This window comes from Chloroflexota bacterium (assembly GCA_020850535.1).
Classification (GTDB): Bacteria; Chloroflexota; UBA6077; order UBA6077; family JACCZL01; genus JADZEM01.
This window is the reverse complement of sequence record JADZEM010000060.1, coordinates 45,866-69,863: the sequence shown is the minus strand read 5'-3', so window position 1 is coordinate 69,863 and position 23,998 is coordinate 45,866. Positions and strand designations below refer to the sequence as shown.

15 protein-coding genes are annotated in these 23,998 nt (G+C 70.2%); 7 read left to right on the top strand and 8 right to left on the bottom strand.

Annotation, left to right across the window (positions count from 1 at the left end; genetic code table 11):
- The first annotated feature begins 241 nt into the window (after nucleotides 1-241).
- Nucleotides 242-1,276 carry a diacylglycerol kinase family lipid kinase gene (locus IT306_09150; protein MCC7368577.1) on the top strand — a complete coding sequence of 345 codons (1,035 nt, stop codon included), beginning with the start codon at nucleotides 242-244 and terminating at the stop codon, nucleotides 1,274-1,276.
- Nucleotides 1,277-1,579: 303 nt separating this feature from the next.
- Entirely contained in the window at nucleotides 1,580-2,275 is a 696-nt protein-coding gene (locus tag IT306_09145) for a response regulator transcription factor (protein MCC7368576.1), read from the top strand.
- Nucleotides 2,276-2,380: 105 nt separating this feature from the next.
- Here IT306_09145 and IT306_09140 read toward each other — a convergent pair whose 3' ends face one another.
- Together IT306_09140 and IT306_09135 are read right to left on the bottom strand one after the other, a co-directional pair.
- Nucleotides 2,381-3,352 (bottom strand): PAS domain-containing protein, encoded by a 972-nt coding sequence (locus tag IT306_09140; protein ID MCC7368575.1) that lies wholly within the window; start codon nucleotides 3,350-3,352, stop codon nucleotides 2,381-2,383.
- A 230-nt stretch (nucleotides 3,353-3,582) separates the two neighbouring features.
- Entirely contained in the window at nucleotides 3,583-4,974 is a 1,392-nt protein-coding gene (locus tag IT306_09135; protein ID MCC7368574.1) for a trypsin-like peptidase domain-containing protein, read from the bottom strand.
- A gap of 602 nt (nucleotides 4,975-5,576) precedes the next feature.
- Between IT306_09135 and IT306_09130 the strand changes: the two genes are divergently transcribed.
- Complete coding sequence (locus IT306_09130) at nucleotides 5,577-6,668, top strand: 2-dehydropantoate 2-reductase (GenBank protein ID MCC7368573.1); 1,092 nt, start codon at nucleotides 5,577-5,579, stop codon at nucleotides 6,666-6,668.
- 21 nt (nucleotides 6,669-6,689) lie between these two features.
- Here IT306_09130 and IT306_09125 read toward each other — a convergent pair whose 3' ends face one another.
- The 3 genes from IT306_09125 to IT306_09115 all read right to left on the bottom strand — a co-directional run bounded on the left by IT306_09125 (nucleotide 6,690) and on the right by IT306_09115 (nucleotide 11,540).
- On the bottom strand, nucleotides 6,690-8,099 hold the full coding sequence (locus IT306_09125; protein MCC7368572.1) for a trypsin-like peptidase domain-containing protein: 1,410 nt from the start codon (nucleotides 8,097-8,099) through the stop codon (nucleotides 6,690-6,692).
- 273 nt (nucleotides 8,100-8,372) lie between these two features.
- Complete coding sequence (locus IT306_09120) at nucleotides 8,373-9,242, bottom strand: methyltransferase domain-containing protein (protein MCC7368571.1); 870 nt, start codon at nucleotides 9,240-9,242, stop codon at nucleotides 8,373-8,375.
- A gap of 411 nt (nucleotides 9,243-9,653) precedes the next feature.
- On the bottom strand, nucleotides 9,654-11,540 hold the full coding sequence (locus IT306_09115) for a DUF2079 domain-containing protein (protein MCC7368570.1): 1,887 nt from the start codon (nucleotides 11,538-11,540) through the stop codon (nucleotides 9,654-9,656).
- A 273-nt stretch (nucleotides 11,541-11,813) separates the two neighbouring features.
- On the opposite strand from IT306_09115, the gene IT306_09110 reads away from it, so the two are divergent.
- Nucleotides 11,814-12,092: a hypothetical protein gene (locus IT306_09110; protein MCC7368569.1), complete on the top strand. Its 279-nt coding sequence runs from the start codon at nucleotides 11,814-11,816 to the stop codon at nucleotides 12,090-12,092.
- Nucleotides 12,093-12,142: 50 nt separating this feature from the next.
- Here IT306_09110 and IT306_09105 read toward each other — a convergent pair whose 3' ends face one another.
- Nucleotides 12,143-13,735: a glycosyltransferase family 39 protein gene (locus IT306_09105; protein ID MCC7368568.1), complete on the bottom strand. Its 1,593-nt coding sequence runs from the start codon at nucleotides 13,733-13,735 to the stop codon at nucleotides 12,143-12,145.
- Nucleotides 13,736-13,834: 99 nt separating this feature from the next.
- On the opposite strand from IT306_09105, the gene IT306_09100 reads away from it, so the two are divergent.
- From IT306_09100 to IT306_09090, 3 genes are all read left to right on the top strand, one after another.
- Nucleotides 13,835-15,616 carry a hypothetical protein gene (locus IT306_09100; protein MCC7368567.1) on the top strand — a complete coding sequence of 594 codons (1,782 nt, stop codon included), beginning with the start codon at nucleotides 13,835-13,837 and terminating at the stop codon, nucleotides 15,614-15,616.
- On the top strand, nucleotides 15,609-17,933 hold the full coding sequence (locus IT306_09095) for a glycosyltransferase family 39 protein (GenBank protein MCC7368566.1): 2,325 nt from the start codon (nucleotides 15,609-15,611) through the stop codon (nucleotides 17,931-17,933). Before IT306_09100 ends, IT306_09095 begins: the two co-directional genes overlap by 8 nt.
- Nucleotides 17,934-18,143: 210 nt before the next feature.
- The gene (locus IT306_09090; protein ID MCC7368565.1) at nucleotides 18,144-18,716 is read left to right on the top strand and encodes a hypothetical protein; all 573 of its coding nucleotides are present in this window, start codon (nucleotides 18,144-18,146) and stop codon (nucleotides 18,714-18,716) included.
- A gap of 366 nt (nucleotides 18,717-19,082) precedes the next feature.
- On the opposite strand, the gene IT306_09085 is transcribed toward IT306_09090, so the two are convergent.
- Nucleotides 19,083-20,759 carry a hypothetical protein gene (locus IT306_09085; protein ID MCC7368564.1) on the bottom strand — a complete coding sequence of 559 codons (1,677 nt, stop codon included), beginning with the start codon at nucleotides 20,757-20,759 and terminating at the stop codon, nucleotides 19,083-19,085.
- Entirely contained in the window at nucleotides 20,756-23,779 is a 3,024-nt protein-coding gene (locus IT306_09080; GenBank protein MCC7368563.1) for a hypothetical protein, read from the bottom strand. Before IT306_09080 ends, IT306_09085 begins: the two co-directional genes overlap by 4 nt.
- Nucleotides 23,780-23,998 lie beyond the last annotated feature (219 nt).

The window sequence follows — 23,998 nt, the reverse complement described above, 5'->3', positions numbered from 1 at the left end:
TGTATGCTGATGGTGGCTCGGGTGAGTCGACACGAACGGAGCGGCAGGCAGGGGCGACCCCGCAACCCTCCGCAGGAGCGATCCTGCGAGGACGTACCAGCCGCATCGCTCACAGCCGCAAGGCAGTGGGGCGTAGAGTCGCAACGCAGAGGGCGCAGCGAATGGGTCGCGAGGTTCATTCGCAGTGCGGTCGGCGCATCCCGAGCCTTTTTGCGCCCGCTTCGGCCTGTCGAGGTCCGCAGTGACCACCCCACTGGACGCCGCCGGCCCAGACGGCAGCACAACTCCGGGCCAGGGGCAGCGCGCACCGGCCAACGGCCTGCAGACGGCGACCCTGATCCTCAATCCGCGCGCCGGCCGCCAGGAACGGACCATCGAGCGGGTCATCGCCGCCGCCGCCGACGTCGGCTGGTCGCTGCGGGTCCAGGAGACGGCTGCGCGGGCGCACGCAACTGAGCTTGCTGCCGCCGCCGCCGCCCGAGGCGACCCTGTCGTGCTGGTGGGCGGGGGCGACGGCACCCTCAACGAAGTCCTTCAAGCCGTCGCCGGGACCGAGACGGCCGTCGGGGCCATCCCGTTCGGCACGATGAACGTCTGGATTCGCGAGCTGGGGCTGTCGCTCGATCCCGCCGAGACGGTTCGGCAGCTGCTGACGGGCGAGGTCCGCCGCATCGACCTTGGCCGGGTCAACGGGCGCTACTTCCTGCTGATGGCCGGCATCGGCTTCGACGCCGATGCCATCCACGCACTCGAGGAGAACCCGAACCGCAACGCCCGCGCCTGGCTCTTCTTCCTGACCGGCATGCTGGCGGCGCTCCGCACGCGTGGGCAGCGCGTCCAGTTCCAGGCCGATGGCGAAGCGTTCGAGACCAACGCCGCGCTGGTCACCGTCGGGAACACCCGCCTCTGGGCCGGCGCCGTCAAGATCACCCACCGCGCCACGGCAGCGGATGGCCTGCTCGACGTCTGCATCTTCCCCGGCCGCTCGATCCCGCTCAAGCTGTGGTACCTCGCGCTCGTGCTGATCGGCCGGCACGACGACCACCCGGACGTGATCTACCGGCAGGTGCGCTCACTCACAATTGCCACGCGCCCGCCCGTGTCCATTCAGCTCGACGGCGAGCCGGCCGGCGAGACGCCCGCCGCCGTCGAGGTAGTCCCCGGCGCCGTGCTGGCGCTGGTCGGCAGTGGGCAGGCGGCGGCCCTGGCGGACGCACCGGTCGAGCGGAGCCTGTCGGCGCGGGCATCGGGCGGCCAGCAGCAGGTGCCGGGCTGACCCGCGGATGGCGGCGGGTGGGCCACGGCGGCACGACCCGACCTCCCTACCGATTCCCAGGCGCAAGCGGAGATGATAACGTTGCAGAGCGCGCGGCATCGCCGCATCTTGTGGCTTCCGAGATGATTGAGTAGGATAGACTCGGAGTGGGGGCGGGAAGCGCGCGATACTCGCCCTGTCAACATGCCCGTGGTGGAACAGGCATGCTGGTTGACAGCTCGGGCAATCCTGGTTTCATCGCGGCCGGCTCTGCGGCCGTGTAGCACTGGAGCGACCCCCATTCGTCAGCAGCGCCGCATCCTGGTGGTTGAAGACAACGACGCGATCCGCAACGTGCTCCAACGGACGCTCGGCACGCAGTATGAGGTTGTCGAGGCGGCGACCGCCCGGCAGGCGCTGCGGAGCTTTTACGAGCAGCGCCCCGATCTCGTGCTGCTGGACATCGGCCTGCCAGACCTGACCGGCTGGGAAGTCCTGCACCGGTTCCGCGAGATGGCGGATACGCCCGTCATCATGCTGACCGGCCGCGACAACGATGCTGACGTGGTCAGGAGCCTGCAGGAGGGTGCTGACGACTACGTCACCAAACCGTTCAGCGCGGCACGGCTGGCCGCGCGGATCGAGGCGGTGCTGCGGCGCGCACGGCGGCCGGCCGGCGCCGAGACGGAGCGCATCGAGCTGGATGGCGGCTGGCTCGTGGTGGACCGGGCGGCGCGGCAGGCCATCATCGGGAATGAGGTGCTCGACCTGACCTCCACCGAGTACCGCGTCCTGGAGCTACTGGCCTCGCGGGCCGGGCAGGTGCTCGCGCCCTCCGAGATCCTGGCGCAGGTCTGGGGCGCTGAGTACGTGGCCGAGCTGGACTACGTGAAGACCTACGTGCGCCGCCTGCGCGCGAAGATCGAGCCGAACCCGCGCCGACCCACCCGCCTGATCTCGCGGCGGGGGCTCGGCTACGTGCTCGTACGCAGCCTCAGCCCTGCCACGTCAGATCCGTAGGCGACGATCTCAAGAGGCGCGTTCTCGCAGCGCGGGGGGATCTCTCCGCGCTACAGCCCCCGGCGTCTGCGGGAGTCCGTACGGAGCAGCGCCGGCGCGTGCGCGCTACTCCAGGCCGGCGCCCACCAGCGTGCCGACGCCGTCCACGTCGCCGCGCCGGCGCTCGTGGCGCTCCCGGCTGCGGGCGCGCTGCGCCTCCAGGTGGCGGTGGTAATAGGCCCACTGGCGGCACTTCTCGGAGCAATACTTGCGTCGCATCGTGCCGGCGACCTCCCGGCCGCAGGCTGCGCACTGGACCTTCGCACGCCGCATGCGCGGTGCACCCGATCGCTGCGCGCCGCCCAGTGGGGCCGAGACGAAGAGGAGGCCAGCGTACTCGCCCCGGTCATCTCGGATCACGGACCCGGTGACCATCGCCTCAAACGGCGTGCCGTCCGGCTTGCGGACAAGGAACCTGGTGACCCACTCGTCGCGCGTGTCGCTGCCGCTGATCGCCGCCTCGACCTGCTCCCGCATGGCATCGTCCGCTGCCAGGGCTGCTGGCGCCTGCCCGACGGCCTCTTCCGCCGTCAGCCCATAGTGCTCGACGGCCGCCGCGTTCCAGTAGCTGATCAGCCCGGCCCGGTCCGTGGCGATGACGATCAACCCGGTGCGGTCGAACAGCTCGGCGTGCGCTACCGACGTGCTGCGTGGCAACGCCGCGGCGACATCCGCCGCCACCGGCCGGAAGACGCCGTGCCCGAGCGCCCGGCCACCGATCTGTGACCACGTGACCGTCACCTCGATGGGAACCGGGCTGCCATCCTTGTGGCGCGCTCGCCAGAGACGCCTCACCGCGCCCTGGTTCTTGAGATCCTGGGTGAGGCTGGCGATCTCCGCCTGATCCTCCGGAAAGGTCAGCGCCCCAGGCTCCAGAGCGCGCAACTCAGCCTGCGAATAGCCCAACAGACGCTCGGCGGCCGGATTTGCGATCAGATACCGGTTCGATTCCAGGTCTCTGATCAGGACGGCATCGGGCCAGTTCTGAACCAACAGATCGAGGATGTGCAACTCCGAGGAGATAAGCTGCTCCACCATGTCTGAACCCTCTCAGCCCGACGCGATAGCCTGGGCCGGATCAGCCTATGCGAATGCGAGATAATGCCACAGCCGAAGGTCATATGCTACAGAATTGTGTCACAAACCTTTGACCTTCGGGCGCTTCCCTCACAGATCGACGAATCGGGATCACCCTAAAACCTTTTGCCCCGGGTCCCGCGATGATCGTTCATGTAGATCGTTGCGCCCCACAAACATTCGGCAATGAATCAACGCTGGGCAGGGCGCTCAGCGCGTGGACGCTCTCCTAGCGTAACCTGAATCTCGCGCTGCTGTCCATCTCGTACTATCGTAAGTATGACAACTTCGCCGGCCTTCTTGTTCAGCTCCAGGTATGCGATGAAGTCCTCGGGCCGGCGCACCTTCTGCCCGTCTATCGACACGACGATGTCGCCGCCCACTGCCAGCTGCCGCGAGCCGACCTCGCGTGTGCCCGAGCCGCCGCGCAGGCCGGCCCGGTCCGCACCGCTGCCCGGCTCGATGCTCTGCAGCAGCAGCCCCTCCTGAACGGGCAGGCCCAGGACGCTCGCCACCTGCTGGGTGATCTCCGCCGAGCCGACGCCGACGAATGGATGCCGATATGCACCCGTTGCCAGCAGGTCTGGCATGATGCGGCGGGCGTTGTTGATCGGGATGGCGAAGTTGAGGCCGGCCTGGGCGCGGTTCGGCATCAGCCCCAGCGTGTTGACGCCGATGACCTCGCCACGCCCGTTCATCAGCGGGCCGCCCGAGTTGCCGGGGTTGATGGACGCATCGGTCTGGATCGCGTTGACCAGGACGCCGTCGCCGCCCGGCTCGGTGACGACGGGACGGCGTCCGCTGACGATGCCGGCCGTGACGGTCCCCTCCAACCCGTACGGGTTGCCGATGGCGATGGCCTGCTCCCCAACCTGGACGGTGTCCGAGTCGGCCAGTTTCATCACCCGAATCTGATCGGCTGGGATCTGGGCGCGGATCACTGCAAGGTCAAAGCGCGGATCCCGGCCGATCAGCTCGGCGGGCAGCGTCAGGCCGCTGGCGAGCGTGATCTCGAGCTTGTTGGCATCCGCCACCACGTGGTTGTTGGTCAGGATGTGGCCCTGGTCGTCCAGCATGAAGCCGGAGCCGGTCCCGCTGGACTCGGGCTTGGCGCGGAAGTCTGGCGAGACGACGGTGCTGAGGACCGTCACGACGGACGGCCGCCAATCACGGTACACCTGGATGACGCTGTCGTAGGGGGTGGCGGCCGGCGCGCCGGCCGGAGCCGCCGCCGCGCCGCTGCCGGGCGCCGCCGCGGGAGCGGCCGGCGCAACCGCCACGACCGGCGATGGCGCGGCTCCCGTCTGGGCCGGGCCGGCCGGCGCGGCTGGGGCCGCTGCCTGGGTCGGAGCCGCCGCCTGGGGCGGGCCCGACCCAGGCGGCGGGGCGGCGGCCTGGGTCGGGGCGGCGCTGCCGGCGCCCGGCGGCGTCTGCGGCGCGGCCGAAGTCGGCGCGGTCGCCTGGGCGGCGGATGTCGGCTGGGGCGGCGCGAGCGCGGACCGGGCCATGTCACACCCGCTGGCGGTCAGCACGAGGCCCACGGCCCCGACCAGGGTGATCAGGGTGCGCCGGCGGGTAGCCATCTTGGTTGCCTCCGTGGCCTGGACGGGACTCTGGGGGGCGGCCCGAGCCTACCACAAGAAGGATGCCACGCCCCGGGACTGCGCGCATCCGCTGTACTCAAAGTGTGCCAGGATGTGGAGTTCGCGTCGAGCGTTTCGAGACGTCCGAGAGGCCGCCCGCAGCGGTCCGCACCGCGCTGGCCGCTGGTCTCTGCCGAGTCCCTGCCGGACGTCGTCCATGCCGAACGTCGCCTGCCGCCGTCTCCCGAACGACCTCGCCCCCGCGTCCAGGGCGATTGCATGTTCGTCGGTGTTCCCATACCGTCGTGAAACGCATAGTCGGGGGTTGAAACCCCCGCCTACACTCGCTCCGTCGCTGCGCGACGGCGGCCGGGAACATCGTCGACTGGTGAGACTGGAGCGTCGCGAAGCGACTGCAGGATGGTAGGCGGGGCTTTCAAGCCCCGACCACGCTGCACGGCAAGCTCAACGTGCAATCGCCCTGCCCCCGCGTCCTCCCTGGTTGCGGGGCCTGGGCCAGCGGCCTATAGTGCCGGCGCGCCCGCCGCGAGGCGCGGGCAGCCGGGCCTTGCTGTGGTATGGCCGCTCGTGGAGGAGCATCGATGGGCAAGCGACTCGCATTCATGGGGGCGGGCGCGGTCGGCAGCTACGTTGGCGGGCACCTGACGCGCGCCGGCGAGGACGTCACGCTGATCGATCCGTGGCCGGACCATATCGAGGCGATCGAGCGCGATGGCCTGATGCTGGAGGGCACGCAGGGCGAGTACCGGGTCCATCCATGGGCGCTCCACCTCCACGAGGTCCAGAGCCTGTTCAAAGCGCCGGTGGACATCGCCTTCGTCTGCACCAAGTCGTATGACACCGTCTGGGCCACCACGATGATCGCGCAGTACCTCGCGCCGGGCGGCTATATCGTCTCGTTGCAGAACAGCATCAACGAGGAGCGTATCGCCAGCGTGGTCGGCTGGGGGCGGGTCCTGGGCTGCATCGCCAGCAGCATCAGCGTCAACGCCTACGCGCCGGGCCACGTCACCCGAACCGTCCAGCCGGGCGGCCCTGGCTACACGGTCTTCCGGGTGGGCGAAGTGCACGGCCGGATCACGCCGCGCGCCGAGGAGATCGCCGCGCTGATGTCCAACATCGACAGCGCCAAGGTGACCCCCAACCTCTGGGGCGAGCGCTGGACGAAGCTGGTGCTCAACGCCTCCGGCAACGGCGTCTCGGCGATCACCGGCCTGGGCGGCAAGGAGATGACGCTCAGCGCCGAGATCCGCCGCCTGACGATCCAGTTGACCGGCGAGGCCATCGCCGTGGGGCAGGCGCTCGGCTTCGAGATCGAGCCGATCCGTGGCCTGCCGCCGGCCGTCTCGCGCGCCGCCGCCGAGGGCGACGCTGCCGCCTTCGAGCAAGTCGAGGGCAAGATGCTGGCCGGGCTGGCCCGGATGACGGAGGACGGACGGCCGTCGACCGGCCAGGACATCCAGAAGGGCCGCCGCACCGAGATCGACTTCCTCAACGGGCTGGTGGCGGAGAAGGGCGACGAGGCCGGCGTGCCCACGCCAACGCACAAGGCGCTGGTGCAGGTGGTGAAAGAGGTCGAGCGACGGGAGGTCGAAGCCTCGCCGTCGCTCGTGGAGCGGGTCTGGGAGCTGGCCGGCATCCGGCCCGTGGCCATCGCGCAGCCAGCACGGTAGCGCGAGGTCGAGTACTCGGGATTACCGGCCGCCGGGCAGCGGGAACGACGGGAACGCGCTGTTGCCGTTGCCGCTGCCGGGGGTCTGCCGCCCGGGCTGCTGGCGCGGCTGTCCGGGCTGCTGCTGGGACGGCCGCTGCTGATTCTGCTGCTCCTGCGCCACCGGGCGCTCGCCGAGCGTGAGCGTCAGATCCTGCTGCTTGCCGTCGCGGAGGACCGTGAGGGTGATGGTCTCGCCAGCCTTCTTGTTCATCGCCAGGTAAGCCACAAACTCCTCAGGCCGCGCCAACTGCCGCCCGTCGACGGCGGTGATGATGTCGCCGCCCGTCGCGACCTGCCGCGCGCCTGCCTGCTGCTGGCTCGTGCCGGCCCGCAGGCCCGCCTGCCCGGCCGCGCTCGACGCCTCGACGCTCTGCACCAGCAGGCCCTGCTTGACGGGGAGGTTCAGCTGCTGGGCCACGCTTTCGGTGATCTCGGCCGTGGCGATCCCCACGAACGGGTGCTTGTAGGAGCCGTTCGCCATCAGGTCGTTCAGGATCTTCTTGGCATTGTTGATCGGGATGGCGAAGTTCAGGCCAGCCTGTCCGCCGTTCGGCATCAAGCCGAGCGTCGTGACGCCGATGACCTCGCCCCGCGCGTTCATGAGCGGGCCGCCCGAGTTGCCAGGGTTGATCGAGGTGTCGGTCTGGATGGCGTTGACCAGGATACCTTCACTGCTCGGCTCGGAGACCAGCGGCCGGCGGCCACTGACGACGCCGGTCGTGACGGTGCCGTCCAGCCCGTACGGGTTCCCGATGGCGACCACCTGCTCGCCAACCTGGAGCGCGTCGGAATCGCCCAGCTTGACGGTGCGGAGCTTGTCGGCGGGAATATCGGCCTGGATCACCGCCAGGTCGAAGCGCGCATCACGGCCGATCAGCTTCGCCGTGTAGGTCGTTCCGTCCGAGAGGGTGACTTCGAGCTTGTCCGCCTCGGCGACGACGTGATTGTTGGTCAGAATGTGGCCCTGGTTGTCGATGACGAACCCGGAGCCGGTGCCGTTCGGCTGCGGCTCGGAGCGGAAGCCCGGCGCGACGGCCGACGAGATGACCGTCACGACGGACGGCCGATTGTCCTGGTAGACCCGCACTGTCGTCTCGGTGCTGGCGCCAACCTGCTGGACCGGCTGGACCGGCGCCGTGGCCGGCTGCTGGGCGACGGCTGGCGCGGCCACGATGGCCGGGTTGCCAGGGGTGGTCAGGCCCGGACGCGGGGTCTGGCCCACCAGGGACGAAAGGTCGGTCCCGAGCGAGCTGGCGACGCCAGACGCCGTCGAGGTGACGGGCTGGGCCGCCTGCCGCACCGTCTCGGCGATGTGGGTCGGGCCGGCCACGACCGCCAGCGTGAGCGCGGAGCCAACGAGTGCCGCGGATCCGAGTTTGAGCAAGCCCATAGTGACGCCTCCGTGTGAGCCGAATGCTGATCCGGGTGGCTGGCGCTGTGCGATGAGTCGCTGATGGGCTTGCCGCGCCGCTCAGCCGCCCGGTCTGGACACCATCCGTTCTGCAGGTATCGTGCCATACCTGCGAATCCTGATGTATATTTTTTATCTGAACCTTAGCCCGGATTTAGCCGGTCCTTATCGAGTAGCACCGATGCGTCAGCCGGCTGCACGGCACGTACCGAGTGACAGGCACAATGTCGCGGTACGGTCCCGACAGGCCGGTCAGGACGGCTTCTGCGCGACGATACCCAGCGTGCCAGTCTCGGGGCTGGCGGGGCTGCCCAGCAGGTCCGCGCACAGCCTGACGACCTCGAACCCCTGCTGCTGGAGCACCTCGGTGATCTGCGCGGCGGTGTAGGTCTGGTCCCACACGCGGTAGGTCGTCAGCCTGCCGTCCGGATCGACGATGGTCATCTGGCGCAGCTCGGTGGCGTGCTCGGCGTACCAGAACGTCTGCGCCAGCTCGAGGTACGGATGCGGACGCCAGAACCCGGCCTGCTGCACGCTCCAGCGGCTCGTGCCGTCCGGCGGGCGCGGTTGCTCGGGCGTCTTGAGGTCGAAGGCGAAGCGGCCGCCGGGCCTGAGCGCACGCCAGACACGCCGCAGCACCTGGTCCCGATCCGCCTCCGACAGCACGCCGAGGTCGAAGTAGATCAGCGTGGCGGCGTCAAACTCCTCGCACACGTCGAGGGTGAGATAGCTTGCGTGGACGTACTCGATGTCGAGGCCGCGCCGCGCCGCTGACGCCCGGGCGTAGGCCAGCGAGTTGGCCGAGAGGTCGATGCCCCGGACCTGGACGCCGCGCTCGGCGAAGCGCTCGCAGTAGAGGCCGGGGCCGCAGCCAAGATCGAGCAGCCGCGCCCCGCCCCGAAGGCCCAGCGCATCCGTCAGCCAGCCCACCGTCCGCTCGATGGTGGCCGGCCGGCGGCTGGCGGCATCCGTCTCAGGATCGAGGTGGAACGCCAGCATCTGGGTGGCGATATGCGGATCGTCCCAGAACGGCGCATCATGCGGGGTGAACCGGGCCGGACGCGCGGTGACCTGGGCCAGCCGTTGCAGGTCAATGCCACTTTCGCCCGTCAACCGGTACACCCCCTCTCACAGGCACACGGCTCATGAACGGACCGTCTTCACTGCCCAACCGGTCCCAGACTCACAGGAACGCATGCGAACTCCCATGTCATCCTGAGTGAAGCGAGCGTGCGAGTGAAACGAAGGATCTCACCCGCTGACGCGAGCGTTGACGGCCAGCGGGTGAGATCCTTCGCTGTCCTGAAAATTGGCTCCGGGATGCCCCCCACCCCCCGACCCGCTCCCCCGCACGCGGGAGCGGGGGAGCCGGCGCGGAGCCGTCCATTTTCATCCTCTGAGGTGCCGCGAAGCGGCATGGGGGCTGCGCTCAGGATGACATTCCTGCGTATGTGCGGAATGCTGAATTGGCGATCTGTTGCTCTCAGGCGATTCACCCCTACGCGGCAGGAACGGGAATGGGGATGAGTTGCGCTACGGCAGCGTGACCGTCGCCATATCGACCGTGTCAGCGCCGTTCACCGAGGCCGGCCGGCCGTTCTGGTCCCGCCATCCGAGGCGCACCCGGTAGCTGCCGGCTGGCGTCTCGGGGGGCGGCCGCAGATCGACAGTCTCGGCCACCAACTGCCCCCGATCCCAGCGGCGCGGCGGCAGGTACGGATCGAGCGGCGCGCCCTCGACCTCGGCCACAACCTTCCCATCGGCCGCCACCAGCTCGGCGTGGCGCGTCCAGGCCGCTGGCCTCGCCGTGGACTCCCAGTAGGCTATCAGCCGGACGCGCCCAGGCCGCTGGTCCAGGTCGTAGCCGTAGAGCCGAATCGATCCGCCGAACGCAAGGTCTGCTGCCTGGGTAGGAGCCGGCCGGTCGCGCGTCAGCAGCAGGATCGTCTCGCTCCAGGCCCGCACCGCGAACCGCGGGCTGCGGGTCAGCACCGTGTCCTGGTCCGTGGCGTCGAGGGCGCGCCGCGTCTGCGTGTCGGTCAGGTCGAAGAGGTAGGCGTCGATGGCGCGAAGGTCCGGGCGCATCGGGGCGCTGTAGAACGACGACGGGAACTGGTAGACCTCCGGCCGGTTGGCGATGTGCGGGACGATCCGCCGGGTGGCGTTGGCGTCCACGCCCGGCGGCGCCAGGGCGACGGCCCGCGCGATGTCCTCCTCCTGCTCCGTCCAGGCCAGCCAGTCGCGGTCGTTCTCGCCGCCGCCGGGGAAGTAGCTGTACCGCCAGAAGCAGACGGCCAGCACGACGGCCAGGACGCCCACGAACGCACGCTGCGCCAGACGCCGGCGGACGGCATCCTGCCGACCGAGCAGCCGCGGCACCGTTGCCAGCCCGCCGCCGGCGGCGAACCAGTACACTGGCAACACCGCCCCTGCCCAGTGCCCAACGACGTTTCCTTCACGGTCTGGCAGGAACAGGAGCGCGAACGACGGCAGCGCGATGAACAGCGTGCCCGGCGCCAGGAGCGGCAGCCCGAGCGTCGGCAGCAGGATCCAGGCGGCAGCGTGCGCGCCGCGTGACCCCCCGAGCCACTCCAGCACGATGGCCGGGCGCTGCTGTACCTGCTCGTAGTGATCGACGGTACGGTTGCCATCCACGCCGGCGAGCGTGCGCCGGTCATGGAAGGCGGGCATCACCACCAGCGTCAGCAGCACCAGCCAGACCGACGCCAGCGCCCCGAGCGCGAAGCCGGTCCAACGGCGATGGCGCAGCCAGAGATACGCCCCGGCCGCCCCGACGATGGGGGCCGTCTCCTCCTCGAACAGCAGCGCCACGAGCAGCCAGAGCACCGCCTGCCGAGTGCGCCCTTCGAGGGTCGCCTTGACGCCGAGCGCCACCGGCAGCGCCGCCATCACGACCGGGTGAAACTCCGAGAAGGCGATCCGCGAGGTGGCTGGCATCAGCAGATAGCCGACCAGCAGCCCGAGCGCCGCCAGATCCCCGATCTGCCGGCGCGCCCAGAAGAAGAGTGGGAGGCCGGCTCCGGCCAGGCACGCCTGCTGGAGCAGCAGCAGCAGGCGCGGATCGGGCAGGAGGGCGTAGAGCGGCGCGATCAGGGCCATGACCGGTGCGACGTGCTCGGCGATGTGCAGACGGTTGTCTTCGAGCAGCGTCGAGACGAACGGCCGGCCCTGACCGGTGTTCCAGATGACCTGGGCGTAGATGCCCATGTCGCGGGCGCGGGTGTGAAAGGTGTCGTGCTGGCGGACGGCCACCCAGGCGAACAGCAGGAACCCCGCCACGGTGATGCCCCAGGCGGCCCGAACTGGCCAGGTCGGCCAGGGCGCGGCGCGGGCCGCGCCGCGCGCAGCGGCGGCGCTGGAACGCTCGGTCGGTGGGCTGGAGCCGGCGAGGGGTGGCACGGAGTCGGATTATCGGGAACCGTTCTCAGCGCGGGCCAACACCAGCATCTTGAGTGTCGCTGATCTGTGCGCGCCGGTTCGTTGGGCGCGCAGTGGTGTCCATCCTGACAGGAAGACTGTGTGTGCCGTAACAGCTTCGCAACCGGATCTACTCCTGATGCCCATCCCTGCAACCTACACTGAGCAGTACCGATCCAGACCGCGCTGGTCGTAAAGCCTGGGGCCAGAGGCGAGGGCGCTGGATCGGTAGGACTCTCGTGGAGCGGTCACGTGTTGCAGCGACGACAAATCTGTGAGCGTGCGGTATTCGACCGCACCTCGGACGATCCTCGCGTGCTGGTGTATCGGTATCAGCAGCAGATGCGGGCGCAGTTGCTGGACAAAGCGGTCCAGGAAGCGCGGCGCGAGGCGTGGCTGACCGACTTCTTCGGCATGCTGGCCTCGGCGAGCCGCGAGCTGGCGCACGCTATCGTGAACCCCGAGCAGGTGCCACAGCGGGTGATGCCGGCCGGCGGCCTGCGGCTCGTCCCGACGGCCCAGGTCTCGTTCTGAGGGCTGCGCGAACAAGCCCGCGGGTAGGAGCGGCTATCGGCCAGGAGCGGCTACCGGCCGCCCGGCCCGCAGGCGAATCCCTCGTTGCTGACCTCGTAGATCACGATCTTCGGACCGGGGCGGGCATACGCCTCCAGGTGCCAGAACGGGATGCCCGTATTGTCGGGATGGGCCGGCGCTGACATGCCCGCCTGGAACGGGTCGAACGTCGCAACGGTCCGCCCCTGGCGTGCCAGGAGATCGTAGCCGCTCTCGCCGGCCCTGAGGGTACGGCGCGCCAGCTCGCGCTCGGACGTCAGGCTGGCCACCAGGAAGTAGCGGTTTCCCTCGCACACCAGCCGCGCCACCGTGACGGGGTCCACGAACGTGGCGACCCGCTGGAGACGGTAGCCGCGTGGCGCTTCGTTGCCGGCCCAGGCCAGCGGCTGGCCGTAGATCTCTGTCGCCACGCGGGCGCCGTCCAGGCGCTGGCGCAGCCAGCGCCGCGCCAGCACACGCGTATCGGTCGTCATCGCAAGCTGGTTGTGCTGGACCGTCGTCAGGGCCGCAGGCCCGAGCTGTACGGCCAGGGTCATCAGGGCCAGTCCTCCCACCAGCAGCGGCCGTTGGCCGGAGTGCGCCACGCCGAACCGCACCAGCCCGACCGTCCCGATGCCGGCCAGGATCGCCAGCGATGGCAGCAGCGGCAGCGCGAACCGTGCGAAGAACAACTCCTGGCGCAGCATCACCGCGAGACACCCGAGCGGCACGCTGAGGGTTGCCGCCAGGAGCAGCGGTCGCCGCAGGCCCAGCGCCACACATCCGGCCACGGCCACCGCCAGGGCCGGCCAGCCCAACCCCTGTACCAGGGTCTCGGCGTAGAGCTGCCAGACCGGCAGGTCGGACTGGCCGTTCCAGCGCACCGCTCCCAGCCGAGCCTGCTCCGCGACGCCCGTCGCCACCGCCGTTGGGCTGAGCAGGATCTCGGGTGCGCCGAGCACGGCCCCGAGCGCCATCCCCGCCACCACGACGGTCCCGCCGAGCAGCCGGGACCGCCACCCGGCCCGGAGCATCGCCGCCGCGAGCGGCAGCAGCACCCCGACGGCGAAGCTGTACTTGGTGCTGAACGCCAGCCCGGCCAGCACCCCGCCGAGCAGCAGTTCTCGCCAGCGACCTCCGGCCAGCGCGCGCCCCCCGACGTACAGCGTGGCCGCCAGGAACAGCGACGCCGTCGCGTCGTTGACGGCGTAGTGGGACAGGTGGACGTGCAGCGGCGCCAGCGCCAGGATCAGGCCGGCCGCCAGCCCTGCCCAGGCGGCATCAGGGGCAGTTGTACCGGCCGCCTCGACGGTTCGGCGCGCGGCGAACGCCGTCAGCAGGCAGGCGAGGCCGCCGAGCAGCGCACTCGTCAGACGGGCCAGCCACAGCTCGGAGACGGCGATCTCCTGCGTCGTCGTCCCCCGGCGGACGACGGCCGCGACGGCGTACTCGGCCTGCAGGAGATGGTGGAAGAACGTGGGGTTGCGGAGGTCGGAGACGGCGGCGGTCGCATCGGACTTGGCGTTGCCAGCCCAGGCCACATACTTCAGCTCGTCGAAGTAGAGGGCGGCCGGCAGTTGCCAGTCGATGCCCCACAAGCGCACGAAGAGGGCCAGACTGAGCACAGCCAGCGGCCAGAGCCGCCCGACTCGCGAAACGACGCGGGCCAACGTGCGGGCGGGTGGTACACTCCGGCCTACCTCATCCACCGGATTCGCACTTCCGTGATCTCCAGCGGTCAGCCCGCCCCGCTCGCCTCGCAGACCGTCGTCGCGGCCCCGGACGCCGAGCGCGCCGCCGAGCCGGCGGTCGACGCTCCCGCTGATCCCGCCGCCCCCACCGACGCCCGTGCGTCCTCCGGTGGGCGGCTGGCGACGGTCTGGGAGGTTCTGCGTCGCTGGGAGAGCTCGTTCGCGCTGCTGCTCATCAGCACCGTGTACAGCCTGATCCAGGGGGCCACGCAGAACATCATCGGCGTTGACGGGTACTATCACGTCAAAGTCGCGGCGCTGATGTGGGAGCAGGGATGGCGATTGCTCGCCCCGCTCGACTTTCCGTGGCTCCAGTTGACGATCCTCGGGCCGGGGCGCTACACCGACCACCACTTTCTGTTTCATGTGCTGCAAGCGCCGTTTACCGTTGGCGACTTGCGGGTTGGCGCGAAGATGGCCGCCGTTCTGTTCGCGGTCCTCGGGTTGTACACCACGTACCACTTCCTGAGCCGATTCGGGGTGCGCTACCCGGGCCTCTGGATCGCCGTGCTGATCGCCTGCGCCCCGATCTTCCTCTGGCGGCAGTCGATGGCCCGCACGCAGTCGCTCTCGCTGCTGCTGATCGTGCTGGGGCTGTGGGCGCTGTTCTCCGGGCGCAGCCGCTGGCTGCTGCCCGTCGGCTTCCTGGCGGCCTGGCTGTTCAACGGCTTCTTCTTCGTGCTGGGCGCGCCGGCCGGGGCCGTTGCCGTGAGCGTCGGCTGCTGGCTGGCCCGGCGCTGGTGGCTCCGCGAGGCGGCTGACGCTGAGGGCGCGACCGCCCGCCTCTCGCCGCCGCTCTCGTTCGCCCTTGCCGCGCTCGGCTGGACGCTGCTCGGGCTGGCGATCGGGCTGCTGACGCACCCGTACTTCCCCCGCAACGTCGAGTTTGCGTTCTTCCACCTGTTGCCCAAGGCCGTCCCCGCCGAGGCCGGCGAGGTCGCCGTGGGGCAGGAGTGGGCGCCCTACTCGTTCAACGGCTTCGTCGTGCGTGTCGGCCCGACGATGGCGCTGACGCTGCTCGGCCTGCTGCCGCTCGTGCTGACGCTCTGGCGACGGCAGTGGCCGGAGTGGCGCGCGCTCGTGCTGGCGATCCTGGCCGTCGGGTTCCTGGCGATGGTAGCCGCCTCGCAGCGGATCATCGAGTACTACCCGGCCATCAGCGTGATCTTCTGCGCCTGGAGCCTGTCGCACGCCGGCGGACCGCTCTGGGAGGTGCTGGGCAGGTTCTGGCGCGCGCTCCGGGCGCGTACCCCTGCCGCCACCGAGCGGATCGGCGGTCTCGCGTGGCGGCTGCGCCGCGCCGCGCCCGTCCTGGCGTTCGCCGTGCTGCTGCCGTTCATCATCAGCAGCATCGGCGTGGCCGGGCGTCAGGCCAGCACCGGTCTCGCCTGGAACACCTACCGCGACGGTGCGCTCTGGCTGGCCCGCAACACGCCGGCCCAGGCCTGGGTCTTCACGACAGGCTGGGATGACTTCCCGCACATGTTCTTCTGGAACACCCACAACTACTATCTCATCGGGCTGGACCCGACGTACATGTCGCTGGAAGACCCCGAGGGATACACGCTCTGGCGCTCGGTGACCCAGGGGCGCGTGCCGAACCCGTCGAAGACAATCCGCGAGCGCTTCAACTCCGAGTGGGTGCTGACGGACCTGGAGCACCGAGGCTTCCTGCGGGTGGCCGCGCAGGATCCCGGGTTGGAAGAGGTGTTCCGCTCGTCCACGGTCGTCGTCTACCACGTGCGCGGTGACTGATCGCCGTCGACCAGGGCCGCTCGTCGCGCCGCTGGTGGGTCTCGCAGTCGGGCTGGCGTGCGCGGCCCTGCTGGCCCCCCGCGAGCCGGTCCCGCTGCTGCTGGAGGCCCGCTGGCTGGCAGCGTACGCTCTGTTCGTGGGGCTGCCCGGCTGGCTGCTGATCCGGTTGATTCTGCCGCCGGGCGGAGGCTGGACGCTCGAACGCGGCCTGCTGGCCCTGGCGTCCGGCTACAGCATCGCGGTCCTGTTGGGGCTGACGTTGCACGCCCTCTTCCGGCCGATAGCGCCGTGGCAGATCGCGGCCGGCGGCGGGCTGGTGGTGGCCGTGCTGGCAGCCGCGAACGTCCGAGGGATGGCCGTCACCCCCCCGCGAGGGGGTGACGGCCTCCTCCCTCGTTGGCCTGCGGGCCTCCTCCCTGTGCTCCTGCTGCTCCTGCTGGCCGGGGCGCTCCGGCTGGCGGACCTCGGCTGGAGCGAGTTCCAGGGCGACGAGGCCCGCGTCGTCCTGCGAGCGATGGCCGCGCTTCAGGGGGCTGACGGCGCACTGGCCGCCCACCGCAAGGTGCCCGGCGAGATCCTGCTCGCGTACCTGTTCGCGGGGAGCCTCGGGCAGATCGTGGAGAGCGTCGCGCGGCTGCCCTATGCCATCTCGGGCGTCGGGGCCGTCCTGGCGTTCTACGCGCTGGCGCGCTCGCTCCTGGGGGGACCGGCCGGTCTGGCGGCCGGGCTGCTGCTCGCCGTCAACGGCTACTTCGTGGCGTTTGGCCGCATCCTCCAGTACGACAGCCTCGCGTTCTTCTTGGGGATCGCCGGCCTGCTCTGCTGCTGGCGCTTCGGACGGACGGCCTCGGAGGGCGCCACCAGCGAGGGCGCCACCAGCGAGGACGCCACCGGCGAGGACGCCACCCCTGAGGATGGTTCGCCGGTCGTCTGGGCGGCGCTGGCCTCGTTGTTGGTCGCCAGCGCCGCGCTGGTGGCCCTCGGCGCGATCTTCCTGGTCCTGCCCGCTCTGACGCTGGCCTGGCCGGGCCTGCGGCGCCACTTCTGGCCCATCTGGCCGCTCTGGCCCACTCTTCGACGCTGGCCGGCCCGCTCGTGGGCTGTGCTGGTGGCCTGGTGCTGGCCGGTGCTGCCGGCGCTGCTGGCGGCCATCCTGGTGCTCGGTGCGAGCGGCCCGGCGGAGGGGCCGAGCGGCGTGATGTCTTACCTGGGGCCGCGCTTCGGCGGCGACCATCCGTACTGGAACTGGGCGCTGCTGCTCCAGTCGGCCAACCACTACCTCTCGACGCCGTACCTGCTGGTCATGCTGGGCGGGGGCGTGGTCGCCGTCGTGGTTGGCGTGCTGGCCAGCTTCCGCGTCGCCGATACGCGCGGCGTGGTGCTGCGGCTGGTTCCCGCCCTCGGGCTGGCGGTGCTGACCTGGGATCGGCCCCGCGCCGCCGTGGCGCTCGCTGGAGTGCTGGCCGTCGTACTGGCGTTCCAGGCTGCGCGCCGCGTTCCTGGCCTGATGGACAACGCCCCCGGCTCGGCACGGCCGGGACTCGGGATGCAGGTCGCGTTGGCCTGGGCGGCCGGCCCGCTGGTCGTGCATGGGCTGCTGATCCGCGTCCCCGGCACCCACTGGCGGGAGGCGTTCCCCGGCCTGATCCTGGTGCTGGTGGCGTTGCTCGCGCCGGTGCTGGCTGGCGGCGCGACGCGGGCCGCTCGTTGGATGCAGGCGACCTGTTACGCCGTGGTCGGCCTGCTGGTCGTCGGCGGCGCGCACTACGCCTGGGTGACGCTGATCCAGCACCAGCCGGAGTATCAGCAGACCTACCCGGCGAACCGCCACCCGCTGGACTGGACTGACCGCGACGGGCGCGGCATCGGCGGGGTCTTCGGCGTCGTCCACCGCCACGGCTGGAAGGCGCTCGGCGTGCTCTCGCGGGATGGTGTGCTGGCCGGTCAGTTCGTGACCAACGAGAGCCCGGCCATCGCCGCGTGGTACCTGCGCCGCCCTCAGGGCTGCGAGGGCGCGATTGAGTACATCTTCCGGGTGGACCGCGCCCCGCACGACCGCAACCTCGCGCTGCCGGTCCCGTTGCCATCGGGCTACGTCACACGGGGCCGCATCCGCGAGGACGGCCGCTCGACGATCTCGATCCAGCTTGCGCCAACAGACCCGCAGCGGTATGGCGACATCCCGGCCGCAAGCTACGAGGCACGCTTCGACCGGGAGCTGGCCTCGGCATGGGGGCCAGTCGGGCAGTTGTATCGCGCTGACCTGGGGCTGGCCCAGTCACGTCGAGACTGCCCGCCACGCAACCAGTCTCCGTAACCGACGTTAACGTCGGGTGAAACCTGTTTGAAACGAGCCGTCATTCAGGTCGCCCTGCGACTGTGACGCTACCGTAGTATCGGGACGCTGGCGTCAGGACGCGTCGAGCGGCCACAATGGCGGACTGCGGGCCTCGGTGTTCGGGCAGGAGTACCAGGCATGCCGGTGCTCCCTCCCCATCCCAGGCTGCTGCGAAAGGAACCCTTTCCCATGTCGAGTCGATTCGTCGCCTGGCTCCGCGCCGCCATGCTCGCGGGCGTTGTTCTGCTGATGGCTGCCGCCAGCGCCGGCGTGCTGCAAAGCCTCGGAACGTCGCTCCTCTCCTCGACCGCTCGCGTGCCGGCCTCGGAGCGCGCGCTTGAGATGTTGCCCGTCCGCGTCGCATCCGCCGCGGATGACAACGACGACGACGACGAGGACGACGACAACTCGGACGACGACAACTCCGACGACGAGGACAACTCCGACGACGAGGACGACGATAACTCGGACGACGAGGATAACTCGGACGACGAGGACAACTCGGACGACGAGGATAACTCGGACGACGAGGACAACTCGGACAACTCCGACGACGAGGACAACTCGGACGACGACAACTCGGACAACTCCGACGACGAGGACAACTCGGACGACGAAGATAACTCGGACGACGAAGATAACTCCGACGACGAAGACAATTCCGACGACGAGGACAACGAAGACGCCGACGACGATGCGAGTGACTCGGATCCCGACATCGTGATCGACAACATCTCCGCCGAGGACGGGTACGCCTGGTAAGGCGCTGGCGGCTCGTCAGGCGTCAATCACAGGGTCGCTCAGTGCCGGCCGTCATCCCGACCCCATTCGGCGCGCTCAGGGCAAGCTACGCCAGGCACGAGCACACCCGCTCGTCATCCCGACCGCGGCGAGGCACGAGCGGAGGGATCTTCCCCAGGTGAAGGACGACTGACGAGGAAGATCCCTCGACTTCGTTCGCACGCTCACTCCGCTCGGGATGACGATGAAGGGAGCGGCCTCACGTCGCTCGGGATGACGGGGAAGGTCGTCAGGTTTGCCCTGAGCGTGCCGAATGGGTCGCGTCGCTCGGGATGACGGTGAAGCGTCGGCAGAGGTCCAACCCGGTCGTTCACAACTGACAGACCACTAGGGAGTGCTTGCGGCGGCCAGGATACAGGCCGCCGGCACCACCACCAGCTCGCGCTCTTTGAGGACGCCGCAGCGGTCGAGCAGGGCCTCCAGCGCCGGAGGCCGCTCCCGCTCGCTCCGTCGCCGCCGTTCGAGCAGGTCGGCGTCGGCGATGACCACGCCCACGCCGTACTGCTGAATCACCTGGGCCAGCGGCACCAGCGTCGGCGCGTAGTACGCCGTGCGGAACGCCTCGGTGCGGGCGCGCAGCGGCTCGTAGTAGCCCGGCTGGTATGGCAGCAGGTGCTCGAAGGACGTCAGCACGCCGCGCTGCCCGAAGAGGGGGAGGTTGCTGCCGTCGGCGGGCAGCGTCGCGACGAGCGTCTCCTTCGGCGTCTGCCGGAGGAAGGCGTAGATCGCAGGGTGCCGGCCCGTCACGTAGAAATCGCCGGGCGGGGGTGGGTGCAGCGCGAGCAAGGCGATCCCCAGCAGCGCGCTGCCCTGCCCGGCGGTCAGGCCGAGTCTTCCCGCAGCAACCCTCACGGCCGACGCCCCCTCGCCGAGCCGCTCTCCCAGCAGCGTCCAGCACAAGCCGCCAGCCAGCGACCACACCAGTGGCAGGCTGAACTGGACGTGCCGGGCCGGCAGGTACAGCCGGTAGAGCAGCAGGTGCGCGGCGGCGAACAGCCCGAGCGACGCCACCAGCACGACCACCAGCAGCATGCCAGCCGTGGGCACGGCTGGCCGCCCCACCAGCCGCAGGCGGCCCAGCAGCAGCCATCCCCCGAACGCCACCGCCAGCCCGAACGGCAGCACCATCGCCGGCAGATTCCCCAACAGCGGGTCTCGCGGGCTGAGCGCGAAGCCGCTGCGGCTGCTCTCCAGCCAGAACCGGTACGGATCGTCCACAAAGTAGGCGGCGCGTCCGCCCTGCTGGAACTCCGGCAGGCTGCGGGCCTCCGCGCCGGTCACCGTCCGACCGAAGCTGGCGGCGTCGAGTTGCCCCCAGACCGTCAGCCCGAGCGCTAGCGCCGTCGCCGCCAGGAGCCATGCCCACGCGCGCACGAGCGGCCCCCAGGAGATGGCCGCCCGCCAATCGGGGACACCGCGCGCCGGCGTCGCCTGCCAGATGGCCCAGCCGCCGATGGTCACGGCGGACAGCGCGCAGCCGAGCGGGTAGAACACGGCCTGGAGCGGCAAGATCGACAGCGCCAGCCAGGAGCGGCCAGATGCCAGGGCGGCGAGCTGTATCACCAGCAGCGGCAGCGCGTAGGCGCGCGGCGTGGCCGAGGCTACGTCGTCGTACTGCCAGACGATCCACACCAGCAGGACCGTCGAGAGCGCGGCGGCATCCAACCGCCGCCAGAGCGTCCAGGCCAGCCAGAAGCCGCCGAGCGCCAGCACGACGGTCAGCACCAGCGGCAGCAGCTTGCTGACCCAGATCGCGTCGGTCAACAGCGTGGCGGCCCAGTAGACGGCCTGATAGCCAGCCGGCGCCTGGGCCTGGTAGTACTCGGCGATCCAGTCGCCGGCGAACAGGGCCGGATCGTGGAGGCGCGGCGCCCAGAAGACGTGCTGCCGGACGTCATCATGGACGACGAGCGGGTTGAACAGGGCCGGACGCGAGGCCCCGAACGCAAACCCGAGGCTGACAGCCATGGTCAGCGCGAACCAGAACGCCTGTTGCAGCCTCACCGACGCCGTGCGCCAGCAACCCGCGCGAGCAGCCCGCTCACGCCTGACAGCTGCGCCAGCGCCAGCAGGACGACCACGAGCCATGCGCCGGCCGCCGCCAGGCTGATGCCAGCCCCAAGCTGGAGCGGGAACGGCTCGTAGGCGAAGCGGACGGTGTGGGAGCCGGCCGGGACTGCCACCAGCCGCTCGACGCCGTTCGCCCGATAGATGGTGACGCGGGCGTCGTCGACGTAGGCCCGCCAGCCCTCGTCGAAGCGGTCGGCCAGGACGAGGTAGCCGGGCGCAGGTAGATCGGCCTGCGCCACGATCTCGGTCGGCAGGTACGAGAGCAGCCGGACCTGTCCGAGAGCGGCGCTGGCCGCGCCGGCCTGCGCGCCATCCGGCGGCGTGCCCTCGATGACGGCCTGCCGCGCCGGATCCCAGGCCTGCTCGTGCAGGCGATCCGTCGTCACCGCGCCGTTGGCCGAGATCACCTCGTTGACCAGCGAGACACGCTGGCGCGCCGCCACATTCTGCAGCAGGGCGGCGGCAGCATCCTGCTGCAGCGGGACGTACTTCTGCTTATCCAGCGCCCGCACCGCGAAGCCGCTGCCATCGGCTGCCCGGACCCCGAGTCCGTACAGGTGCAGCCTGCCGACCGGCGAGGTCATGCGGACCTCGACGGCGGTGGCATCAAACGGCTGCGCCAGGGGGATCGTCACACCGTAGATGCGAAACGGGTCGCCGCGCTCGTGGCGGTTGGGGACCTGCTCCGCCCCCGCGAAGGCCACGCGCGGCCCGGCGTAGTCCGCGAGCGGCCACCCTGGTTCCGGCGCGTTGTACTCGGCGGTCTCCAGGCCGCCGCGCAGGGGCGCCGCGAGGCGACTGCCGTCCGCGCCGATCAGCGTGACCTCGGCGACGGCGGCCCCGGCCTGCGATTCGCCCAGCCCTTCGACCGCCGAGAGCACCGTGAGTGAGGTGGCCTGCGTCGGCACGATCCTGAACGTCTCCTGGCCGGTCGGGTTGGCGGACGTGCCGCTCATCAAGCGGTCGTAGGGGTGGTAGGTGACGCCCTCGAACGTGCGCGAGCCGGGCGCCTGCACGGCGGCCAGCACGTACTGCACGTCGAACAGGTCGAGCAGCGCGTTGTCCTGGTGAACGACGCTCTGCCAGTAGTCGGCAAAGCGAGGCGGCTCCAGTGAGCTGTAGCCGTTGACGGTCGCAACGCCGGCTCCGGCCAGCTGGTTCGCGCCGTAGCGCTGGTTGAGCACCGGCTCCACGAAGAGGCGGAACGGCTGGGGCCGGCTCTCCAGCACCATGGTGGCCGGCGAGGACGGCGTCAGATCCTGGGCCGGGGACTGGAAGTAGAACGAGGTGCTGAACAGCCACAGGTCGCCGGCGGTCAGCCAGAGCAGCAACGCGCCACACAGCAGGTCCAGGCGCGGCCGGTGGAGCCAGAGTCTGAGTACGAGCGGCGTGACGGCCAGCAGCCCCAGCCCGATGGCCGTGCGCGCGTTGTCCGGCCGGGTGAACTCCATCAAGCCGTAGTAGACGTGCCACGGCCCGAGCTGCCCGTTCTCCTTGCTGGTGTGGAGGGCGACGCGGAGGAGGTCTGTCGCGCTGAGCGGGTCGAAGCGCAGCCACCAGCGGAGTGCGCCAATCGCGAGTGCCAGCCCCAGCGGCAGCAGGAGCATCACGTTCAGCAGCCCGACGATGGTGCCGGACGCGCCACGGAACCGCGCATGCCGCGCGATCCACGTCACCCCGAGCGCCGAGAGCACGGCCAGCGTGAAGCTGAGCAGCAGGCTGAAGCGGGCCGGTGCGCGCAGGTAGCTGAAGCCGGGCAGGTTCCAGACGACCGTGTACGGCTTGATGGGGAGATAGTCCCCGAACACCAGCAGCAGGCTGACCAGCCCGACCAGGGCGTAGAACATCACGGCCCGGCCGCGCACGTAGCCGAGCGCCACCAGCGCCAGCAGCAGGGGCGTCACGCCGACGTAGAGCGTCGTCTCGTGGGTCGCCCAGAGCGCCCAGTGCCGCTCCGCGTCGAAGTTGAACATGGCCGGGAAGGCGAACGTCAGCAACTGCGGCGGCGAGACGGCGAAGCTGGTGGCGTAGTCGTAGGTGACGAGCGAGGCGCGGATCGAGCGGAGCCCCAGCTCGTAGAGCGGGACGATCTGGATGGCGGCCAGTCCCAGCCCCAGCCCGACAACGAGCAGGCCGAGCACCACCCGGCTGAGCAGCCACTCCAACGGGTTCCCGCCGATGTTGCGCCGGGCGAGCAGCGCCCGCAGCTCGTAGACGAGCTTGCCAAGCTGCGCCATCCGGCTGATGCTTGGCGAGAGGATCGTCGGGACGGAGGTCTTGCCGAACGGCCCGAACAGCAGCGCCAACCCGAAGACGAGGACGCTCATCAGGACCGGTTGGATGTGGACGCCGACCGCTTCCAGCGCCAGGATCAGCCCGCCGGCCGCCGCCCAGAGCAGCCGGCGTGGCCCGCGCGCCTGGAGGGCCAGCTCGGCGGTGAGCATCAGCCAGGGCAGCCAGGCCGCGCTGCGGAGAATGTTGTCGTGCTGGAGGTGGCCCACCATGAAGCTGCCGTAGGCGAACGCCAGCCCGCCGATGGTAGCGCCCCGCCGGTTCGCGCCGAGCAGGCGGGCGTAGAGGTACATGCCAACGGATGCCAGCGCGTAGGCAACGACGCGCCCGGCGCTGTAGGCCAGCGGCATCGGGAGCAGCGCCAGCAGCCCGAGCTGCACCGGCGAGAGCAGGCCGATCTCGCCGTCGGCCAGGAGCGGGTAGCCGCCGAAGATCAGCGGCGACCAGAGCGGCAGCCGTCCGGCCGCGACCTCGCCGGCAGCCCAGAGCGTGTTGGGATAGTAAAACGTCGTGGTGTCGCGGCCGTAGTAGATCGGGCCGCCCGTCAGCTCGGTGACGAAGACGACGACACTGAAGCCGACCAGGAAGAGGATCGGCGCGAGCTCTAGCAGGGCCGCACGGGTGGCCGCGAACGCGCGCGGCAGCGGCCGGCGTGACGCCACCCGAGGCCCACCGTCCGAGGCGACTACCAACGCTGGGCTCCGTCTCTGGGGCGTCGAGTGCGAGGTGAGGCAACTGTAGCGGGCGGACGGAGGGGCGAACAAGGGCAGCGCGAAGGGGCGTGGATCTACGACCCTCGCCCCTCGCCCCACGCCGTGTCAGCGGTACGACAGACACGGCCATCCCCTCCCTGGTACGCTGATTTCGTTCATCGATATGTG

Coding starts and splice junctions, on each gene's coding strand:
- IT306_09090 (MCC7368565.1), top strand. CDS start 18,144: ATGTCGAGTCGATTCGTCGCCTGGCTCCGCGCCGCCATGCTCGCGGGC.
- IT306_09140 (MCC7368575.1), bottom strand. CDS start 3,352: ATGGTGGAGCAGCTTATCTCCTCGGAGTTGCACATCCTCGATCTGTTG.
- IT306_09135 (MCC7368574.1), bottom strand. CDS start 4,974: ATGGCTACCCGCCGGCGCACCCTGATCACCCTGGTCGGGGCCGTGGGC.
- IT306_09130 (MCC7368573.1), top strand. CDS start 5,577: ATGGGCAAGCGACTCGCATTCATGGGGGCGGGCGCGGTCGGCAGCTAC.
- IT306_09125 (MCC7368572.1), bottom strand. CDS start 8,099: ATGGGCTTGCTCAAACTCGGATCCGCGGCACTCGTTGGCTCCGCGCTC.